At 45.2% G+C, this 16,329-nt stretch carries 16 protein-coding genes; 5 read left to right on the plus strand and 11 right to left on the minus strand.

Annotation, left to right across the window (positions count from 1 at the left end; all coding sequences use genetic code 11):
* Positions 1-155: 155 nt before the first annotated feature.
* Entirely contained in the window at positions 156-626 is a 471-nt protein-coding gene (locus AC5SLM_RS04275) for a hypothetical protein (protein WP_495249695.1), read from the minus strand.
* 209 nt (positions 627-835) lie between these two features.
* Here AC5SLM_RS04275 and AC5SLM_RS04280 point away from each other — a divergent pair, with 209 nt between their 5' ends.
* Positions 836-2,140 carry a Wzz/FepE/Etk N-terminal domain-containing protein gene (locus tag AC5SLM_RS04280; protein ID WP_495249696.1) on the plus strand — a complete coding sequence of 435 codons (1,305 nt, stop codon included), beginning with the start codon at positions 836-838 and terminating at the stop codon, positions 2,138-2,140.
* A 154-nt stretch (positions 2,141-2,294) separates the two neighbouring features.
* Here AC5SLM_RS04280 and AC5SLM_RS04285 read toward each other — a convergent pair whose 3' ends face one another.
* The 6 genes from AC5SLM_RS04285 to pdxY all read right to left on the minus strand — a co-directional run bounded on the left by AC5SLM_RS04285 (position 2,295) and on the right by pdxY (position 7,518).
* Positions 2,295-2,537 (minus strand): DUF2442 domain-containing protein, encoded by a 243-nt coding sequence (locus tag AC5SLM_RS04285; protein ID WP_495249697.1) that lies wholly within the window; start codon positions 2,535-2,537, stop codon positions 2,295-2,297.
* On the minus strand, positions 2,521-2,748 hold the full coding sequence (locus AC5SLM_RS04290) for a DUF4160 domain-containing protein (protein WP_495249698.1): 228 nt from the start codon (positions 2,746-2,748) through the stop codon (positions 2,521-2,523). The genes AC5SLM_RS04285 and AC5SLM_RS04290 overlap by 17 nt, the downstream gene beginning before the upstream one ends.
* Positions 2,749-2,869: 121 nt before the next feature.
* Complete coding sequence (locus AC5SLM_RS04295) at positions 2,870-3,385, minus strand: CopD family protein (RefSeq protein ID WP_495249699.1); 516 nt, start codon at positions 3,383-3,385, stop codon at positions 2,870-2,872.
* Positions 3,386-3,431: 46 nt separating this feature from the next.
* On the minus strand, positions 3,432-4,025 hold the full coding sequence (locus AC5SLM_RS04300) for an NAD(P)H-dependent oxidoreductase (RefSeq protein ID WP_495249700.1): 594 nt from the start codon (positions 4,023-4,025) through the stop codon (positions 3,432-3,434).
* 256 nt (positions 4,026-4,281) lie between these two features.
* The gene (locus AC5SLM_RS04305) at positions 4,282-6,558 is read right to left on the minus strand and encodes a bifunctional diguanylate cyclase/phosphodiesterase (protein WP_495249701.1); all 2,277 of its coding nucleotides are present in this window, start codon (positions 6,556-6,558) and stop codon (positions 4,282-4,284) included.
* A gap of 111 nt (positions 6,559-6,669) precedes the next feature.
* Positions 6,670-7,518 carry a pyridoxal kinase PdxY gene (gene pdxY, locus AC5SLM_RS04310; protein ID WP_495249702.1) on the minus strand — a complete coding sequence of 283 codons (849 nt, stop codon included), beginning with the start codon at positions 7,516-7,518 and terminating at the stop codon, positions 6,670-6,672.
* A gap of 148 nt (positions 7,519-7,666) precedes the next feature.
* On the opposite strand from pdxY, the gene AC5SLM_RS04315 reads away from it, so the two are divergent.
* On the plus strand, positions 7,667-8,299 hold the full coding sequence (locus AC5SLM_RS04315) for a LysE family translocator (protein ID WP_495249703.1): 633 nt from the start codon (positions 7,667-7,669) through the stop codon (positions 8,297-8,299).
* A gap of 124 nt (positions 8,300-8,423) precedes the next feature.
* A complete protein-coding gene (gene mscL, locus AC5SLM_RS04320) occupies positions 8,424-8,816 on the plus strand; it encodes a large-conductance mechanosensitive channel protein MscL (protein WP_495249704.1) in 393 nt (130 codons plus the stop codon).
* Here the strand turns inward: mscL and AC5SLM_RS04325 are convergent.
* From AC5SLM_RS04325 to AC5SLM_RS04340, 4 genes are all read right to left on the minus strand, one after another.
* A complete protein-coding gene (locus AC5SLM_RS04325) occupies positions 8,785-10,761 on the minus strand; it encodes an EAL domain-containing protein (RefSeq protein ID WP_495249705.1) in 1,977 nt (658 codons plus the stop codon). The two genes, mscL and AC5SLM_RS04325, sit on opposite strands and share 32 nt — an antisense overlap.
* A gap of 148 nt (positions 10,762-10,909) precedes the next feature.
* Positions 10,910-11,548 carry a LysE family translocator gene (locus AC5SLM_RS04330; protein ID WP_495249706.1) on the minus strand — a complete coding sequence of 213 codons (639 nt, stop codon included), beginning with the start codon at positions 11,546-11,548 and terminating at the stop codon, positions 10,910-10,912.
* Positions 11,549-11,685: 137 nt separating this feature from the next.
* On the minus strand, positions 11,686-12,042 hold the full coding sequence (locus AC5SLM_RS04335; RefSeq protein ID WP_495249707.1) for a cytochrome C: 357 nt from the start codon (positions 12,040-12,042) through the stop codon (positions 11,686-11,688).
* An 11-nt stretch (positions 12,043-12,053) separates the two neighbouring features.
* A complete protein-coding gene (locus AC5SLM_RS04340; RefSeq protein WP_495249708.1) occupies positions 12,054-13,382 on the minus strand; it encodes a sulfite oxidase in 1,329 nt (442 codons plus the stop codon).
* Between the two features lie 283 nt (positions 13,383-13,665).
* Between AC5SLM_RS04340 and AC5SLM_RS04345 the strand changes: the two genes are divergently transcribed.
* Together AC5SLM_RS04345 and AC5SLM_RS04350 are read left to right on the plus strand one after the other, a co-directional pair.
* A complete protein-coding gene (locus AC5SLM_RS04345) occupies positions 13,666-14,928 on the plus strand; it encodes a serine hydroxymethyltransferase (RefSeq protein ID WP_495249709.1) in 1,263 nt (420 codons plus the stop codon).
* Positions 14,929-14,947: 19 nt separating this feature from the next.
* Positions 14,948-16,222, plus strand: a complete 1,275-nt coding sequence (locus tag AC5SLM_RS04350; protein ID WP_495249710.1) for a GNAT family N-acetyltransferase — start codon at positions 14,948-14,950, stop codon at positions 16,220-16,222.
* Positions 16,223-16,329: the final 107 nt, after the last annotated feature.

A 16,329-nucleotide genomic window follows, 5' to 3' on the forward strand; every position in this document is an offset into this window, starting at 1 on the left:
CCTGCAATACCATTTTAAGAATTGCCAGTATCATTGTTTTTTAGATAAAAAGTGAATGCTTGGCGCTGTTTCACGTATGCCGCTTTATCATCTTCAGACTGGGAACAAGAGAAAACGCAGAAAGTCTTGATTTTGTGCATAAAAAGCGATATTGGCTAGAAATTTTTAGTAAATTTTTCAGTCATGCGCTTATATTCTCTTAAAGCATCTTCTAGTTTTTCCAAAAATGCTTCTGGGGCATAATTAAGTAGCTCAGTAATCTCTTTCAAGCGTCCTCTATAGACACTTGAATCATCCTCCATAGTACGTAGCCCTATTTGTTTTTCCAAGTAATCTCTTTCAGAACTTGACAACGAAGAGGAGAGATACTTAAGTAATTTCATTCTTTTTTTAACATTTTCGTCAAAAAAAAGCTGCTCTGGAATATCCAGTATCTCTGCAATATAAGGAATTAATTCTGCCTTCATTCCAATTCTACCATTAAGATAGGCATAAATAGTAGCCTCAGACGGAACTTCTCCTGTATTTTTCAATATAGCATTGGAGGCAATTAGTTTTTGTGCAAACTCTTTTTTACTTATTTTCTTTTCGCGAAGATAAGCATTAATTCTCTCATGAATATCCATTTTTGCCCCAAAGTTTAATAAGTAAGGTTATATCACTATATTTTTTACTTTAAGTGCATGATAAATATATTTAAAGTATAATTTTATACTTTAAATATAAGTGAGACCATGAAAAAATCTACAGCTTACTTTGCCGCTTCTTTTTCTAGCTTCCTTCTTTTTGTTGCATCGCTTGCTTTTTTGATTAAAATTGCCTTTTGAGTCCCCTGATGAATACAACCATAATTCATGAAGACGAAATTGACTTAAGGGAACTTTTTAAAACTCTTTGGCTTAGACGATGGCTTATTGTTCTTTTGACTTCAGTAATTACTCTTTGTGGAATACTCTATGCCTTTTTGCAAACACCAATCTATGAAGTCAAGGCAAACGTAAGAATTGGATACATTGGGTCTGAACTTATTGAAAATACCGACATTATCACCAAAATGTTAAACATTGTTTTTCATGTTCAAGACAAGGCTCCAGCAGGAAAAGAGTCTCTTGCGGCGGTTTCGAGCGTCTCTTCAACTAAAAATTTAAGAGATTTTATTGAAATAAAAACAGAAGGGATTTCAAACAAAGAGGCTTTGGCAAAAAACATGGAGGTGGTCAACTTCTTGCAAGACTTTTACCAGCCAAAAATAGATGAGTATGTTAGAGAAAAAAGCAATGTCATTACAAATGCACAAAACGCCTTGTTGGCTATTGATAATTTTGAGCGAAAAAACATAGACACTCAAATTGAAATCTTAAAAACACAAAAAATAGCCAGCATAGACGAAGAAATAGAAAAACTTTTATCTCAAGACATTGTAAAACTTGAGAGACAAATTCAGCTGCTAGAAACTCAAAAAATTGTTAAAATTAATGAAGAAATAGAGTTTCTTCTGCAGAAAAAAATTCCTTCATTAGAAGCCAAGGTAGCCTTCTACAAAAACAACCTAGAGCAGTACACAAAAGAAATCAAAAATCTTTATAGCCAAACCAAAAGTGGCGCCGAAGCAACAATCGTCTCTATCCAAATGGTAAACTACCAAAATCTTATTTTAAATGCTAGAAACTCTATCGAGGATTTAAATTTACAAATACTTGATATCCATAACAACCAAATTCCAGCTCTTCAGCGAGAAAGGGAGAATATAGAAAAAGTTGCCATTAGGGATTTAGAGTTGCAAATAGAAAACATTAGAAATATGACTATAGTGAATCTTCAGCGAGAAAGGGAGAAGCTTACGAACGATGCCGTAAGAAAGCTTGAGTATGCACGCGATGTGGAGCTGGAAAACAAAAAGTTAGACCTTGAGCAAACCATTAAAAGATTGGTTTATGAGAAATCACCTCAAAACATTCAAAACTCAGCAGTAGTGGGCGATTATGTTGTTAGGGACCATCCAATAAAACCAAAGAAAAAACTCATTGTGGTGGTGGGTTTTGTTACTGGCTTTATTGTGAGCATTTTTCTTGTTTTTCTTTTAAGTTTTTTCAAGCAAGAAGAACATTGCGCACTTACCGCGCAATCACAAACACCGTAATTCCCGCGTCTTCGGCCACCAGTTCTACCATTTGAGGTAGCGTGTGTCTTTTTCACCCACGATGCAAAAAAATAGTCTCAGGTATTTACTTTTTACTAATTTAAATGCTCTCAATAAAAAGTCTGGGCTGAACTCTAAACTTCTCTACTCTTTCTCACGCTACTGTTTTGAGCGACACTCCTAACATGCTTTCTATACTTAAGTGATAATCGATTGATTCCCACTCGATGCCACTGTTTGCGCAGATAAATTTATAATCTTTTAATTGTTCTATGGTGGCTTTTTTGAGTGGTTCATACCACTTCAGAGGGGTTGATATAATTCTTTCATCTTCAAGCTTTACATGTAAATAATCTTCATCAAAATGCACTTCTTTGCCCTTAATTAAACCATTCATCCCAAATCCTTTCAAATTTCTCTTGATTTTCTTTTATAATTTTGAGTGCCATTTTTAAATCTTTAGGATTTAAAAAATTTTGGACTACCCTCAAGCTTACAAGTTCTATCTTTGCAAAATCATCATTTTTCATCACATGAATATGTTTTGGCTCATGTTCGTTTGCGTAAAAGAAAAATTTCAAGCCGTTTTGATTCAATAAAGTTGGCACGCAACAACCTTGTTTTAGTTGAGTTTATTATATCAAAACATGCTCTTTTCATGCCATTTTCTTTAAAAATTCAAGTCTTTAACAAGGTTTTCGTGAAAATTGGATTTGCAGTACGACTAAACTACTTTTTCTTCCCTCTCCCGTCCAAAATCACATCCGCGATGACCGCGAAGATGCCGATGGTGATGAGGGTAAAGGCCCATGAGAAGGTCTTGAAGATGACGTAGCCCACGATGAGCAGGGCTAAAAAGGTGGGGACTTCGTTGTAGGCGCGGAAAAACTTACCGCTTTTAGTACACGTTCCATCAGCCAAAGCTTTGCGGTAGGTTTCTAGGGAAAACGAATACCACGTCAGCGCGATGAGGGCCGTAAACTTGGCGTACAGCCACCCACCGCTTGAGAGCAACTGGGGGTCGAGGATGAGCATGGTCGCGCCACTGGCTAGCGTAGCCCAAAACGCGGGCAAACCGATGTATTTGTACAGCTTGTACTCTTGGATTTTGGCGACCTCTTTAAAGCCCTCATTTTCCGCGTGTTCGACGTGATACACAAAAAGTCTGGGCAAGTAAAACAGCATCGCCATCCACGACATAAAGGCCATAATGTGAAACGTCAACACCCAATCATAATACGCCACAACTTATCCTTTTTTGGTTTTCGTGGACGTATTATACACGAAACAGTTATCCTAAAAAGTTTTTGGTTAAAACCGCTACGAACTTCGCTTTTTCAGCCTCGATGTTCAAGTCACCTTTGAAAATGTCGTGCACGGAGTAGGTTTGCAGGGGTTTTGCGCCGCAAAACTGCCATGTTTTATGGGTAGCAACGTGGGCTTCATCGAGGCTCAAACCATCAAAAAAGCCCTCTTTATCATCAAACTCAGAAGCGGGGCAATTGTACGTCAAAGAAAGCATGTAGTGTTTCCCTTGCATCAATCCCCCGCTTCCATACCGCTTACTTGCGTCACTGCGCGTGCGCCCGTCGCTAGCGTAGATGCCGTTATTAGCGCCTGCGGAAAAGACTTCGTCGATGTATTTTTTCATCATCCACGGCACGCCCATCCAGTACACAGGGTATTGGATGATGAAATAATCCGCCCATTTGAACTTTTCCACCTCTTCAAGCGGGCTGTAATCACTCTGCGCTTTAGCATGCTTGACGTTAAAACCGTTCTCTTTTAAAAAGGTTTCAGCCGCGTCGATGAACAGCTGCGTGAGCTTTCCTTCGGCGATGTTGGGGTAGTATTGGTGTCCGTTGATGATGAGTGCATTTTTCATATCTTTCCTTTATGTTCTACTCTAGAAGGTGCGGGGTTGGTGGATGAGGTTGGGACGAAGTGCCTTTGGCCAAAAGAAGATGGGGGGGCGTTATGCCCCCGCTATAGCACTAAGATTTTTTTGCTTTTTTCTCTTCGCGCTTTTCTTTTAGGGACTTTTCGGGTTTTTTCTTCGTCTCTTTTTGAACCGTTTTACCTTTTGCCATGACTCCTCCTTTATGAAGTGCTTAATCTGCCCAATTCTATAGGAGTTAGGCTTAAAAACACTCGTGTAAAAACTGCTTTAACTCTTTTTGTGCCAAAGGCTTAGCGAAGTAATACCCTTGAAAATAATCGCACCCAAAAGAAAGCAACAGCTCTTTTTGCTCTTGTGTCTCCACCCCTTCTGCCAAAATCCGCATCCCAAAATTTTTGCCGATGGTGATGATATTTTGCACCATTTTTTTGGCCATTTCATCGTTTTGGATGCCGTCGATAAAGCTCTTATCGATTTTTAATTCATCAATGGGTAGTTTTTTGAGCATGCTCAACGAAGAATACCCCGTCCCAAAATCGTCCATAGAAATCTCTATGCCAAGGGCACGGATTTGCTGTAAAAGAGGGACGAGGTAATGCACATCTTCAATAAAAAGGTTCTCCGTGATTTCAAGTGTCAAGGCAAGGTTGCTCATCTTGCTAGTCTCAACGGTTGCTAAAAGATGGGTGTAAAAACTTGGCTCCATGAATTGGCGCACGGAAATGTTGATGGAGAGTTTAAAGTCGTAGTGGTAGTCCTCTTGAAGGGGTTTGATTTCAAAACATGCCCTCTCTAGGATAAACTTTCCAAGTTGTGGCATCAACCCTACTGTTTCAGCAAGGGGAATGAAACAATCCGGTGGCACTATCCCAAGGGCGGGGTTTTCCCACCGCGCCAACGCTTCGACGCCATAAAGGGTACCTTCTTTGTCAACCTGCGGCTGGTAGACCAAAAAGAGTTCACCCTGACCAACGGCATGGCGCAAGGCTTGTTCGATTTGGATATTTTTCAAAAACCCTTCTTGCATGGTGTCTGCAAAGATGTGGGCTGTATTTTTTATTTTCTTTGATTCGTACAAAGCAATGTCCGCGGAGCGCAACAGGGTGTCTAAATCTCGCCCATGGTGCGGGCACAACGCGATGCCCACGCTAGCACCGATACTAAAAACAAGCTCATGCACATGGTAAGGCTTGGAAAGTGCCTCAATAAGCGACGCGGCAAAGCCCATCAACGCATCGTGCCCCGTAAGGGGTGTGACGATAATAAACTCATCGCCGCCATAGCGCGTAACAACCGCCTCTTTTGGGCAAACAGCCTTAAGGCGATGGGCGATTTCAATGAGCACATAGTCGCCAAACTGGTGCCCAAAGCTGTCGTTAATGTTTTTAAAATGGTCCATGTCTATGTACAAAAGGCTAAAGAGAGCCTCTTTGGCCTCCGACTTTGCAGCGACATGCTGTTGCAGGTAGGTTCGATTTGGCAAGGTCGTCAGCGGGTCGTGTGTGGCTTGGTAAACCAAATCTTTGCGCCGTTTTTCTTCTGCGGTGGCTATCATTCTAAAAAGAAAGAAAAAGAGGGCGCCAAACCCAAGGTAAAACACAAAATAGACACCAAACGTTTGCAAAAAATCATTCACAACCGTTTTTAACTGTGTGCGTGACACCACCCAAAGCTGGTACGTGTTGTTAAACTTTAAACTGGTGAGGTACGTGTCTTCATCGCCCTCTTGGTACAAAAAAGAGACGATGCGCCCTTGCTCCCTTAGCGCGGAAGGAAACAGGTGGTAGTGTTTAGACGCATTTTCATACACCGCATCGGTAAACGCTCTTGAAAGGGGCGTATCATAAAGGGCCTTATTGACGTGGTTGGCTTGGGAATGGTACTGAAAATACAAATCCCTATCTCGCACAACAAAGATAACCAAGTTTTCTTTGTTTTTCACCGTACTGATGATGTTGTCGTAAATGCTATTTGAGCGTAAAAGTGCTGTCATCACCACAACAGGGTTTCCTTGCGGGTCTCGAAGGGTTTTGCGCAGTGGCATGCCCCACAGCTTGGCAGAAGGGGAAAAATAGGTCCTGCCAAAGGTCATTTTAGGATTGGTGAGCGTTTCTAAAAAAGAGTCTCGGCTTTGGGGAATGTCTAAAAGATTTCCTAAATTTTTTGGGTTAGGGTCCGTGCTCCCATAAATAAATTCTCCACTTGGTTTCGTCACACCAAAAGCCGCAAGGGAGGGGTTTTCAAGCAAGGGCTGCACATGGTCTTCAATCTTATTACTCTCGTAAAGGTGGTGCTCATCTTGAAGAATACTCACCCCAATGATATCCATCAGCCGTTCATGGGTGTCAAAAAGCGAATAGGTGGCGTTGGAGACGATTTCGACAATATTTTCTTGCGCGTTTTGGTACTGAAAGTAGATATTTTTGTACTTCAGGTAAGAAATACTTGCAAAAAGAAGGGTGATACACACGCCTAAAATATAAAAAATAAGCCATATATTTTTCTTCAAAAGCGCCATGCAAGTCCTTTTGCTCTTGGTGATAACAACCGCTTTATTGTAACATTTTATAGGCGTAGCGAGGCAAAAATATCACTCCTCGCCTCGCCTTTACATGTAAGAAGTAACCCTCTATAACACTTCCACTTCAAACCGCCACGAAGGGGCGACAATCTCTTCTTGGGCGCTCACAAGGAGGATTTCCCGTGCGCCTGCGCATTCGGTTTTTTTAAGCAACCCGTACACCGAAGCCGCCGCTTCGCCAAGGGCAGTTTTAACGCAACGCGTGCGCAAATAATGGACAAAAAACAACGCCGCGATGGCATCCCCCGCGCCATTTAACGCAACACCTAGCTTGGGCGTGCGCACCCGCCAAAACGCGCCATCCATCCCCGCCACCAAATCTAGCGCATCGTGCGGCGTTTCATCCAAATGCACCGAAGTGACCAGCACAATGCGCGGGCCTTTGGCCTGAACAGCTTCAATGCCCGCTTTGAGGGCGTTTACATGTAAGGCTTTTTGGCCCCAAAGGTACTCTAACTCAAAATGGTTAGGCGTGATAATATCCGCCACGCCCAGCGCGTGCTCGTTCATAAACTCAGGAATCCCAGGTCGCACAAAGATGCCGCGTCCCACATCGCCAATGACAGGGTCGCAACAATACAGTGCCTCAGGGTTAGCCTTTTTAACCTCTTCCACCGCACTTAAAATCGCGTATCCCAAATCGGGCGAACCCATGTAGCCTGAGAGCACGCCATCACAACGCCCCAACACCTCGCGCTCCTTCAAGCCTTCAAGCAACTCGTCCACCGACTGCCCGTCAAACACGCGACCCTTCCATGAGCCATACCCCGTGTGGTTGGAAAACTGCACCGTGTGGATGGGCCACACTTCCACGCCAAGGCGCTGCAGGGGAAACACCGCGGCGGCATTGCCCACATGGCCGTAAACCACGTGGGATTGGATGGATAAAATGTTCATTGGTTGTGCCTTTAAAAAAATTGTCTGCATTGTAACAAAAAGTGCCAGTGGATTGGGTAATACACCCTTACATGTAAGGGCGCGCATGGTGAAAATGAGGGCATCTTTTGGGGGCAATTTGAGTTATACTTGCACAAAAGGAGAAACGATGGAACTGCATACGTGGTTGCTCTTCACAGGCGTAGCATTGGTGGCGATTGTCTCGCCAGGACCTGCCATTCTTCTGGCTATCAACAATGCGTTGATGCATGATTTAAAGGCAGTGGCCCTTTCGTCTTTGGGAAATATCTTGGGCCTTTTCACCCTCTCTAGTGCCGCGATGCTAGGCCTTGGAGTGTTGCTACACACATCGGTCTATCTGTTTTTAGGGTTTAAAGTCTTGGGAGCCTTGTATCTCATATATCTGGGCATCAAGCAGTTTAGAAACCTAGGCAATGCTTTTACTGCCTTACATGTAAAGGAAAAAAAGAGTAAAAAAGAACTCTTTGGGCTCTTTAAAAAAGGCTACCTCATTAGTGCCACCAACCCCAAACCCATCCTCTTTTTCACAGCACTTTTCCCGCTTTTCATGGACGTAAACCACCCGATTTTACCGCAGTTTTTCATCCTTACCTTGACGTTTATGGTACTTTCTTTTACCATTCTCATGGTCTATGCCTCCTTTGCGCAAAGCTTAAAATCGTGGTTTGCGCGCCCCAAAAGGGCTGCTTGGTTTAACAAAATTAGCGGTCTTTTGTTTGTGGGATTAGGCTTGGGACTGCTTAGTTTAGAGCGACGCTAAGGGGCAAGAAAGGAGGCGTCCTTTACCCCTTTTGAGAAGGGGAAAAGGTTTTTTCTAAAGCTATTTTCTTGCGTATTATTTGCTACAATGCTCCTTTTATCTTAGTGGAAAAAAGGAGTGGTGTATGGGCTTTGTCAGGGAATTTAAAACCTTTGCCATGAAGGGCAATGTAGTTGACCTTGCCGTGGGCGTGGTCATTGGAACGGCGTTTGGGAAAATCGTCTCTTCCCTTGTGGGAGATGTCATCATGCCTGTTGTGGGCGTGCTCACCGGTGGCGTGGATTTTAGCAACCTCACCATTGACGTGGGAGATGCAGCCATAAAATACGGAGCGTTCATCCAAAGCATTGTTGATTTTCTCATCATCGCCATGGCTATTTTTGTTGCGGTAAAGCTTATCAACCGCCTCAAAAGAGCCGAAGAAGAACAACCCAAACCCATCGAACCGCCCAAGCCTAGTGAAGAAGCGCTCTTGCTAAGAGAGATTAGGGATGTATTGGCGGCATCAGCGAGGTAGTGTTTGAAACGATTTTCGCCCGAGGAGGCGAAAAATAGTACCCTTGAAAAAGACTAACACCAAGGGATTTTGATTTTTCAAACACAGCCTTAGAGTGCACAAACTCCGCGATGACACGGATGTCTAGTTCATAAGCGAGTGTAATGATGGCTTTCACTAAAGCTTCGCACGAGGCGTCGGTGTCGATGTTTTTAATAAGCGAGCCATCAATCTTGATAAAATCTGGTTTCAACAGCGCAATATGGCTAAAGTTTGAAAACCCCGACCCAAAATCATCAATGGCAAGCTTCACACCAAGAGGTCTAAACGCCGCCATAAACTCCTTGATAGCAGCATAGTTTTGGATGTCTTCGGTTTCCATGATTTCAAAGGTGATTTTAGGCCCAATGCCCATGGCTTTGATGGCCCTAAGCAATTCTTCTTCCAAAGACGCGTTAATAATGTCTTGGTAACACAAATTAATGCTCACATCTACCCCGCTGTTTTTTACCATCTCAAAGCTTTTAAGGATGGTCATTTTAGAGAGCACGTGGTAAGACTTCATTTTATGGGAAAGCTCAAGAAAATACAAGGGTGGGATATATTCCACCAATCCTTCATCGCTCAGGGTTTTTAAACGCATGAGGGCTTCGTATTTAACAGGGTATCCCTCCACGTCTACAATAGGCTGAAATACAGGCTCAAAGGCATTGCTTTTGATGCCCTTTTGAATTTGTCCTATCCAGTAGCGGTTTTCTTCAAGTACCTTTGAACTGTCTTTTTCTTCGTCGTAAACAGCATACGTTAAGTGATTTGCCTTAGCGCGGTGCATGGCCATGTCCGCTTTTCCTAAAGGGTTTTTAGGGTGCCCACTGATGCCACAACTCAAAGAAAGCTTGATAGTTTCTCCGATGCACTCGATGGGAAAAGAGTGCTCTTTGATGGCCTCCAAGAGCGCTGCGATTGTCGCGGTAAAAGAGTCAAGGGTAAAACCATTTTGGCAGTGGTAAAAGGCAAATTCATCCCCCGAAGTGCGGTAGAGTTTGAGCTGGTGGTCTTTGGCAAAATTGCGCAAATAGTAGGAGAGTTGCAGGAGCACTTCATTACCCGCTTCTGTGCCGTAGAGTTCGTTGATGGTGCGAAACCCGTCTACATTGGTGATGGCAAACAGCGGCACTGCGCACTGGGCGCTCTCTTCAAACAAGGCAAAACGGTTGGGCAATTTGGTGAGTGGGTCGATTTTGAGCTGGCTTTCAAGGCGTTTAAACAGTCCAATAAGTTGCCTCAGAATAAGCACCGCTAGCGCGAGGAGAATAGCAAGCGAGAGCAAAACAAGGGCGATTTCAACGCGCAAGTAGTGGGCTTTTGTCTCTTTGTTTTTAAGACCAAGGAGTGTTTTTTCTTTTTTTGCAACCTCAAGAAGTGCTTCTATCGCCCCATAAAGGGTGTCAAATTTAAGGTAAATATCTCTGTTAATCGCATGGATTTGAGCCGCAACACCCGTGAGCTTGGGCGTAGGGTTTTCTAACAGTGCATTGCGTTCACCCACGGCCTCGGAAAGTGCGTGCGAAAGGGTTTCTGTTTCTAAAATCAACGGGGGTAGTACGTCTAAAAGCTGGTGCGTTTGGGGGATAGTTTCAAGGCATTTTGCCAAAGAAAGTAAGGTGTGGAGGGTAAAAATTTCATCCGTGAGTGTTTCAATCTCTTGAAGCACTTTTTGGCGCAACTGGGCAGTTTGCCCTGTGTAGACGATGGTGTGAATCTTGATTTGAAATCTTTGGGCGAGAGAATATACGGTGTTGATTTGTTCTGTGCGGCGCTCAAACTCCGCTTCGGTTTTGTTGATAGCATTTTCCAAAGAGCGCACGTACGCTTGCAAGGAGAAAATAACAACGAAGAAAAACACAAAGGTCGCACAAAGCAAGAGAAGGTAGCGAACGACCAATTTGTTAGCCAAGTACTGCATGGGGTCTCTTTGAAAGAAAGGTCAAATATTTTACACCAAATTCACTTAAGGTGCCAACATTTCTTCTCTTCTTTCAAGTACACAGGTGTATTTTTACACAGGTGGTGAAAACTGACGCAAAAAACAGTAACTAGAGGCTAGGTCCTGGTTACTGTTTCGAGGTGAGCATGCGCCATCCTGCGTAGCCAAAGAGCAGTGCTAGCGTACCATCAAAGTACCGCTTTGTGCGCAGGTAGAGGGCTTTTGCCCTGTGGGTTGAAAAAAGAAGCGCATAGGCACAAAAAACAAAGATTCCAATAGGTAACGATCCCGTCACAATCCAAAGGGCGTCACTGGTGCTCGTGTGGGCAGGTAATGCCAGTGCTACGATGGAAAGCCATACAAAAATCGCCTTGGGATTGCTAAGGTGCATAAGCGCGCCTTGGAAAAAAATCTTTGAGGCAGAAGAAGGCGTTGCTTGCGCTTGCGGAGGGATGACATAGGCTTTTGCCAAGGCGGCGCGCGCGGATTTAAACGCAAGCCAAAAAAGATAAAGCCCTCCAAGAATCTTGATAACGATGAGCACTTCCGCGTATTGGATGAGGATGCTTGAAAGCCCAAGTGCCGCCAAAAACCCCCAAAATGCAGAGCCAAACGCAACACCCAGAGCAAAGATTAACGCCATTTTGCGTCCCGAATGCATGGCCATGCTCATGATGGCAAGATTGCTAGGCCCTGGACTGGCTGTGCCAACAGCATACGCCGTGTACGCCAAGAAAACGTTTGAACCAAGCGAGAAAACATCCATGGGAACTTCCTTGTAAACATAATGGTGATAGTAACATAAAACCAAAACTGTGGCTGATGAAAATTGCTACATGTAAGGGAAAAAACCCTTACATGTAAGGCCACCAAAGACGTAAAATGTCCTTGGTGGTTCTTGTGTTATTCGTAGGGATTTGGAGGCAAAAGGGCGGGTTTGAGGTGCGGGCGCCGTGAAGCTTGGCCAGCGGGGTAATACGCGCTCAAATAATCCAAGATGGTCGCTTCAAGCGGGGCGTCAAACTCCCACAGCCCTTGGGTTTTTTGCATCCAGCGGATCATCCCAAGCCACGTGTCGCGGTCGCCCCGTTGCAAGGTGATGAACTTGGCCGAATGGCAGGCGGTACAGTTTGTTTTCACCTCATCAAATCCAGGAGCTATCACAAGGCCTGTTTCAGGGTCTAATGCGGGGCTTGCGGCGTTTAAGGCTATCGCCCCAAGCGCTGCAAGCAGGGTGGTTTTTAGCCATTGCGCTTTCATGGTTACTCCTTTCAAACGACTTGAACAGCGATGCGGTGGCATGCATTGTTCAAATAGCCCCGTGGATTCCATGCGGGCAAAATCATGGGTTGGGCCTTGCCATGCGCATCCGTCGCGCGCGCCCACACTTCGTAATAGCCTTTTTGCGGGAACTTCACCGAAGCCTCCCACCCTTGCCATGCAATACGATTAACCGGCTTTTGAAGGGTAGCTTTGTGCCACGAAGCACCAAAATCGATAGACACATCCATGTGCACAACTTCCAAATCGCCCGCCCAAGCCTTGCCCCTAAAGGCAAAGGTTTCGCCTTTTTTGTGCGTGATGCCAGATTGCGGGAAAGTGATGATGGATTTAACAGGCATGGATTCGATGATGCACATCTGTTCGTTAGGCACTTTTGACCCTGGCGCCACAGGCTCGCACGGCACGCGGTAGGATTGGCCTTTCATTTTTTCCCCATCATGTTCGATGTTGCGAATGACAATTTTTTTAAGCCATTTTCCGCTCACAGAAGCGGGCCAACCTCCTGCCACTAAACGCAAAGGATGGCCATTTTGCCATGGAATATCCTCGCCCTCGTACGCCCATGCGAGAAGCGTTTCATCTTCAAGGGCTTTGCCCAAAGGCACCCCGCGGGAGATGGTTACTTTGGTAGGGTCGCCACTTAGGTGCGTATCTGCGCCATAATACCCCACATACACCGCGTCATCTTTAATGCCCGTGGCTTTGAGCACATCGCGCAAGCGCACGCCTGTCCATCGCCCGCACCCGACTGCTCCGTTAGCCCACTGGTTTCCTGTGGCGGGCGGATTAAACTCACCCCGTCCGTTGCCGCCACATTCAAGTTGCAAGGCGTAGGTGTAGTGTTTGAACTTTTTTTTGAGTTCTGGCAGGGTAAATGTTTGGGGCTTAAGGCAACTCTCTCCTGCAATCTCTAGCGTCCACGTTTGCGGGTCGATGCTAGCCTCTTCGGGTGGAACACCGTTGTTTCGGATGAAAAAATGTTTGGTGGGCGTAAACATGTCATCTAGCAAATGGGGCGGTGTTTCGGCATTAATAGGCCGGTCGTTGAGGTAGATGAGCCCGTCTTTTCCTGGCACGCTAAAGGGCTCAATCGTATTGGCCAGTGCTGCGGGAATGAGGCCTGCTGGCATACTATCAGCAAAAGGGATGTTTGACCCCACCACAGCGGCCATCGCCAAAAGAGAGCTTTTTTGCAAAAACCCCCGACGCGTGATGGGGTCGCTCTCACGACCAAAAACAGCCAAATCGGCTTTTATCGGGTCGTTTTCGTAGGTTTCATGCAATCCTGCGCGAAGTGTTTTTGAGGACGTTTTCATGGTGTGACTCCTTTGTGATATTTTAAGTATTCTTACGAATAGGATAGGAGTATGTGGTAAATATGTCAAGACTTTCCCGATGAAAATTCCCAATAACAGCATTTTAAACCTAAAAATCATTCTCAATTTTTCAAATTGTTACATGTAAGGGTTTTGCGGATTTTATTTCGCGCAAAAAGGCAAGAATCCGAAAATTGCTTTTGCCAAAAAGATTGGCAATTTTTGGATTGAGGAAAGGGCTGTTTATGGCTACACTTGCACCATAAACCTAAAAGGAGCGTCGATGCACTTTATTACCCATGCACGTTTATCTGCGGCGGATGAGACCGTCTTTGGAATCTTACAGCGTGAATTTACACGCCAAGCCACGCACCTTGAGATGATTGCCAGTGAAAATTTTACGTCGCCTGCGGTGATGGAAGTCACAGGAAGTATTTTCACCAATAAATACGCCGAGGGCTACCCAAATAAGCGCTATTACGGAGGCTGCGAGTGGGCCGATGCCATTGAGCAACTTGCCATTGAGCGGCTGTGTGAGATTTTTGGATGCGCCTACGCTAACGTGCAACCCCATTCGGGCAGCCAAGCCAATGGTGCGGTGTACGCGGCGCTTTTAAACGCGGGGGATAAAATATTGGGGATGGATTTGCAACAAGGGGGCCACTTAACCCACGGGGCGAAGGTGAATTTTTCGGGTAAAAATTACCAATCCTTTAGCTACGGCGTGGACGCAAAGGGGATGATTGATTATGCGCAGGTGCTAGAGATTGCGAAGGTTGTCAAACCTAAAATAATCGTTTGCGGTGCTTCGGCGTATGCACGCGAAATCGATTTTGCTGCGTTTCGTGCCATTGCGGACGCGGTGGGGGCGCTGTTGCTTGCGGACATTGCACACATTGCGGGGCTTGTTGCCGCGGATGAACACATGCGCCCTTTTCCCCATGCGCATGTCGTCACCTCGACAACGCACAAAACCTTGCGTGGTCCTAGGGGCGGTGTCATTATGACAAACGATGAAACACTTGCAAAAAAGATTAACGCGGCTATTTTCCCAGGCATCCAAGGCGGGCCACTGCTGCATGTCATCGCGGCAAAAGCGGTGGCCTTTGGCGAAGTGCTTGCGCCACAATGGAAAGCGTATGCCAAGCAAGTCAAGCGCAATGCGCAGGTTTTGAGCGAGGTTTTGTTGCAACGAGGCTTTGAACTTGTCAGTGGTGGGACCGATAACCATTTGATTTTGGTATCATTGCTAGGCAGGGATTTCTCAGGTGAAGAAGCAAGCATCGCCTTGGAAAATGCGGGCATCACGGTCAATAAAAACTCCGTCCCTAACGACACAAGAAGTGCCACCTTAACCTCGGGTGTGCGCATCGGTTCTGCGGCCTTGACGACGCTGGGGATGAAAGAAAAAGAGTTTCGGCTCATCGCCCATCGTATTTGCGATGTGCTAGAAGAGGTGCGCAACACCGCCTTACATGTAAAGATTAAAAAAGAGCTGGTTGCCCTTTTGCAAAACTTCCAAGTGTACGGCTGTGCGACTTATTAAAGAAAAAGGAGGAGGGGCGATGAGAGACATCACGGTGTTGCATACTCATTATCAATTGATTGAAAAAGCGATTTCATACATCGATGCACATTTTAAAGAACAGCCCTCCATCGACGTGATTGCTAGCAGTATTGGCATGAGCAAATACCATTTTATCCGCGTGTTTAAAGAGTACGTGGGCGTGACACCCAAACAGTTTTTGCACTCGGTAACGCTTAACTACGCCAAAGAGCACATCAAAGAGTCTAAATCCATCTTGGAGAGCACCCTTGACACGGGCCTTTCTAGTGTGAGTAGACTGCACGAACTCTTTGTCAATCTCATCGGCGTCACACCCAAAGAGTGGCGTGAAAAAGGCAAGGACGTCATCATCACGTATGGTTTTGGCCTCACGCCCTTTGGGGAAGCGTTGATTGCCTACACCGACAAAGGCGTTTGCTATTTAGGGTTTATTGACCAAAACAAAGAGGTGATTTTTGCACGCTTTAAAGAGCTGTGGGAAAATGCCAACATGGTGCATGATGATGTAAAAGCCCAAACGTATTTGGAAAATATTTTTATCAACAATAAAAAATACAACCTTCTGGTCAAAGGAACCAACCTGCAAATCAACGTTTGGAAAGCGCTGTTAAACCTTCCCAATGGAGCGGTGACCACCTACCAAGACATCGCCAATTTCATCGACCACCCCAATGCCGTGCGCGCGGTGGCCAGCGCCATCGGGAAAAATCACATCGGCTACCTCATCCCCTGCCACCGTGTCATTGCCAAAAGTGGCGCCATGAGCGGGTACAGTTGGGGGATTGAGCGCAAAAAAATCCTCATCGCGTACGAATCAACCTACAAAGAAACCCCCACCCACTACAAAACAGCCAAAGCAGAAGACATCCCCGCAATAAACACATTTTACCAGCAGTTTTTTTCGCATCCAAAAGGCCTCGCCCTAAAAAATCCAACCCAAAATACTACACTGCTTCCCATCATCCAAGACCCCACAAGGGGCGCACTGTTTGTCGCCTTGCGTGAAAATAAAATCATAGGAATGGCGAATGTTTGCTATGTGCGCTCCATAACATGCGAAGGAAAAATGGCCATCATAGAAGAAGTGCTAGTCCATAAACCCGACCCAAAGGGTGACATCGAATCCTCTCTCATCAACCATGTGCTTTGCGCGTGCAAGGAAAATGGGTGTCAAAAAATCACCCTCCTTGCGGGAAAAAACACTGCACACCCCTTGGTCAAAAACATGGGATTTAAAAAATCCCCCCTTACACCCTTTTGCCGTGCGTGTTAAACGTGACGCAAACGTTTACATGTAAAGGAATATAAAGTTCGCCTCTGTGTTTTGATGGTGGCCTTTTTAAAACGCGGTATACAGTAGTCGAACCGCTCTTTAAGGCA

The sequence above is a fragment of the Sulfurospirillum sp. HTRB-L1 genome, from assembly GCF_059415125.1.

What these genes read in the sequence shown, in the direction of transcription:
- AC5SLM_RS04300 (WP_495249700.1), bottom strand. Translation starts at nt 4,025, where the DNA reads ATGAAAAATGCACTCATCATCAACGGACACCAATACTACCCCAACATC.
- AC5SLM_RS04305 (WP_495249701.1), bottom strand. Translation starts at nt 6,558, where the DNA reads ATGGCGCTTTTGAAGAAAAATATATGGCTTATTTTTTATATTTTAGGC.
- mscL (WP_495249704.1), top strand. Translation starts at nt 8,424, where the DNA reads ATGGGCTTTGTCAGGGAATTTAAAACCTTTGCCATGAAGGGCAATGTA.
- AC5SLM_RS04340 (WP_495249708.1), bottom strand. Translation starts at nt 13,382, where the DNA reads ATGAAAACGTCCTCAAAAACACTTCGCGCAGGATTGCATGAAACCTAC.
- AC5SLM_RS04325 (WP_495249705.1), bottom strand. Translation starts at nt 10,761, where the DNA reads ATGCAGTACTTGGCTAACAAATTGGTCGTTCGCTACCTTCTCTTGCTT.
- AC5SLM_RS04350 (WP_495249710.1), top strand. Translation starts at nt 14,948, where the DNA reads ATGAGAGACATCACGGTGTTGCATACTCATTATCAATTGATTGAAAAA.
- AC5SLM_RS04275 (WP_495249695.1), bottom strand. Translation starts at nt 626, where the DNA reads ATGGATATTCATGAGAGAATTAATGCTTATCTTCGCGAAAAGAAAATA.
- AC5SLM_RS04335 (WP_495249707.1), bottom strand. Translation starts at nt 12,042, where the DNA reads ATGAAAGCGCAATGGCTAAAAACCACCCTGCTTGCAGCGCTTGGGGCG.
- AC5SLM_RS04345 (WP_495249709.1), top strand. Translation starts at nt 13,666, where the DNA reads ATGCACTTTATTACCCATGCACGTTTATCTGCGGCGGATGAGACCGTC.
- AC5SLM_RS04330 (WP_495249706.1), bottom strand. Translation starts at nt 11,548, where the DNA reads ATGGATGTTTTCTCGCTTGGTTCAAACGTTTTCTTGGCGTACACGGCG.
- AC5SLM_RS04315 (WP_495249703.1), top strand. Translation starts at nt 7,667, where the DNA reads ATGGAACTGCATACGTGGTTGCTCTTCACAGGCGTAGCATTGGTGGCG.
- AC5SLM_RS04285 (WP_495249697.1), bottom strand. Translation starts at nt 2,537, where the DNA reads ATGAATGGTTTAATTAAGGGCAAAGAAGTGCATTTTGATGAAGATTAT.
- pdxY (WP_495249702.1), bottom strand. Translation starts at nt 7,518, where the DNA reads ATGAACATTTTATCCATCCAATCCCACGTGGTTTACGGCCATGTGGGC.
- AC5SLM_RS04280 (WP_495249696.1), top strand. Translation starts at nt 836, where the DNA reads ATGAATACAACCATAATTCATGAAGACGAAATTGACTTAAGGGAACTT.